The organism is Paramesorhizobium salinisoli (assembly GCF_003335045.1).
GTDB classification, from domain to species: Bacteria; Pseudomonadota; Alphaproteobacteria; order Rhizobiales; family Rhizobiaceae; genus Paramesorhizobium; species Paramesorhizobium salinisoli.
The window spans coordinates 1-2,571 of sequence record NZ_QOZG01000062.1 but is presented as its reverse complement, the minus strand read 5'-3'; the positions used below and the strand labels follow the sequence as shown (position 1 = coordinate 2,571).

Below are 2,571 nucleotides of genomic sequence, written 5' to 3'. Positions count from 1 at the left end.
GTGAGCGTCCGGCGAAAGCATTTCCGCTTGGTCGAGCCGCCGAAGCTATAGGACGCGCTTCACCTCATCTGCCATGACGCGCTCGATCATCTCGAGGTCGCATTGTTCATCGACGAGGAACTGGCGGATTCCACCATCCCACGTTCGTATGTCGGCCAGGAGATCTCGAAGGTCGTCAATTCCATTTTCGGTCAGGCCTTTGGTGCCATCTTCACTGCCATCGCGGACATAAACCAATTCGCCTTCGGCGATATTGTCCGAGTTGGCCGTCACCTCCTCGATTAATTCGAGATTCTCCCCGATCATGACGGCGACTTCTTTGAGCGTGTAGATGAACCTCGACCGTGCCATCACGCAGCCTCGTATCGGTCTTTCGCCGGCGCCCACTGCCACGGCAGCAATTCCTGGAGCCGATCCTTTGAATGGCTCTGGATCCGGGTCAGGACGTCTGTGAGATAGGCCTCCGGATTGTGGCCATGGAGTTTGGCGGTCTCGATGATGGTCAGGATATTGGCGATGCGCTCACCGCCCTTGTCTGACCCGGCGAAGAGCCAGTTTTTTCTTCCGATTCCAAGCGGACGCATGGCTCGTTCAGCTATGTTGTTATCGATTTCGACACGGCCATCGTCGATGTAAACGCTCAATGCTGCCCATCGCGAGAGGGCATATCGCATTGCCTCGGCCAGCTTCTGCTTTTGTGGCAGCGTCGAAAGCATCTCTTCTATCCAGCTCTTGAGATCCGCCAGAATGGGCCTGGCATGTTGCTGGCGCAGTGTACGCCGCTGGTCAGCCGACATCCCGCGGATACGATCCTCAATATCGTAGAGCGCACCGATGCGCGACAGCGCTTCGTCGGCGATCGGGGATGGCTTCAGCTTGATCACATCATGGAACTTGCGGCGCACATGCGCCATGCAGGCGGCCTCGACGATCTGGTTGCCGTAGAGCTTCTTGTAACCACCATAGCCATCGGCATGCATCACACCGCTGAAGTTTGCGAGATGGTCGGCCGGATGCGCGCCCTTGCGGTCGGGGCTATAGTAGTAGGCAATGGCTCCGGGAGTGGTATCTTTGTAGCCGCTACCATCGAAGACGTAGACCCAGACCCTGCCGGTTTTGGTCCTTCCTCGCCCTGGGTCGAGAACATCGACCGGGGTATCATCCGTATGTATTCGGTCGACCGCTGCGATATGCGCTCTAATCAGCAAGATGAGCGGCGCAAGCAGAACGGACACACGGCCCACCCAGTCCGCCATGACGGAGCGGGAGATGTCTATTCCCAGCCGGTCGTACATCTCGGATAGACGATAGAGCGGAATGTGATCGTCGAACTTGGCGACCATGATATGCGCGAGCAAGCCCGGTCCGGGCTTGCCTCGCTCGATCGGCAAGATAGGCATTTCGCCGGATACCGTCGTATCGCAGTCCCTGCAGATCATGCGCTTCTCGACATGGCGGACAACCTTTACGGACGCCGGCACGTGCTCCATCACCTGAACGACCTTGTCGGCGGCCTTCAGGAACGATGCGCCACCACACGTCGGACAATTGCAGGGCGCTGCATAGACCCGCTCTTCGGTTGGAAGACCATCGGGCAACGGTTTGCGCTTCGGCTTCTCGAATGCGTCGTCCAGCTCCGGTAAAGGGTTCTTGCCAGAACGCATCTCAGCCTCGGCACGGGAGGCCTCGATCTCCTCCAGCATCAGTTCAAATTGCTCGATCTTCCGGTCGATCTTTTCAGAGGAAGGACCGTGCTGCCGATGGCGGAGCAGTTCCAACTGTGCGCGTAGAAGACCGATAATGGAGTCGCGCTTGCTCACTTCGGCTTCTTGGCTCTCAAGTTTCGCCGCCTGTTCAGCGACGAGCGCGCGCAATGCAGATACTTCGTCAAGACTGTCCAGCGGCGTCGTTTCCATGACCGCAAACCTAGCCGATTTGCGCCTGACGCGCCAGCATTTTGCCCAGATTTTCAAGCAAAATAAAGCTCTTAGCCGGTCCGAGCTGGAGCGGAAGTCCACGCCGGTCGACGCCAATCAATCCCTTCGACAAGCATCGAAAGCTGAGCCTGCGTCAGATGCGCAACTCCTTCTTTCGCCGTCGGCCAGGGAAAGTATCCGCGCTCGAGAATCTTGTAAAATAGGCAAAACCCCTGGCCATCCCACCATAGGAGCTTAATCCGATCCGCGCGTTTTCCGCGGAAGCCGAAGATTGCGCCAGACCCCGGCGCTTCCTTTATGACCGTTTCGACCAATGCCGACAGTCCATCAATGCCACGCCGCATGTCGGTCACCCCGCAGGCCAGAAAGACCCGCACATTTCCAGAAGGCCCGATCATGCCGCCTCCACACAAGCGACCAGCGACGATAGCACCTCGAGATCCATGTCCGCTGCAATTCTCAGCAAGCGGCCATTCCTCAGGACGATTTCAACGTCTTTGCACCTCGACCGGACACCGCTCCTCTTGGAACCGTCGCTGGGGTTCTCCGACGGCCCGATAAGCGAAACCGGGACGAACGATGCGGTCTCTGGAGATTCCAATTTGGGCGGCGAGAACTTCTTTCGCCAGGCGTA

Annotated in this window: 3 protein-coding genes and 1 pseudogene; all 4 read right to left on the bottom strand. The window is 58.0% G+C overall.

The genetic code is table 11. The features are described 5' to 3' along the window. Positions 1-45: 45 nt before the first annotated feature. Complete coding sequence (locus DUT91_RS27075; RefSeq protein WP_014528044.1) at positions 46-351, bottom strand: hypothetical protein; 306 nt, start codon at positions 349-351, stop codon at positions 46-48. Beyond that, the gene (tnpC, locus tag DUT91_RS24740; RefSeq protein WP_114443029.1) at positions 351-1,916 is read right to left on the bottom strand and encodes an IS66 family transposase; all 1,566 of its coding nucleotides are present in this window, start codon (positions 1,914-1,916) and stop codon (positions 351-353) included. The genes DUT91_RS27075 and tnpC overlap by 1 nt, the downstream gene beginning before the upstream one ends. A 71-nt stretch (positions 1,917-1,987) precedes the next feature. Continuing rightward, complete coding sequence (gene tnpB, locus DUT91_RS24735; RefSeq protein WP_014528045.1) at positions 1,988-2,335, bottom strand: IS66 family insertion sequence element accessory protein TnpB; 348 nt, start codon at positions 2,333-2,335, stop codon at positions 1,988-1,990. Continuing rightward, positions 2,332-2,571 (bottom strand): annotated as a pseudogene (locus tag DUT91_RS26465) (hypothetical protein); the annotation flags it as partial. The pseudogene DUT91_RS26465 and the gene tnpB, both read right to left, overlap by 4 nt.

Coding starts and splice junctions, on each gene's coding strand:
- tnpC (WP_114443029.1), bottom strand. CDS start 1,916: ATGGAAACGACGCCGCTGGACAGTCTTGACGAAGTATCTGCATTGCGC.
- tnpB (WP_014528045.1), bottom strand. CDS start 2,335: ATGATCGGGCCTTCTGGAAATGTGCGGGTCTTTCTGGCCTGCGGGGTG.
- DUT91_RS27075 (WP_014528044.1), bottom strand. CDS start 351: ATGGCACGGTCGAGGTTCATCTACACGCTCAAAGAAGTCGCCGTCATG.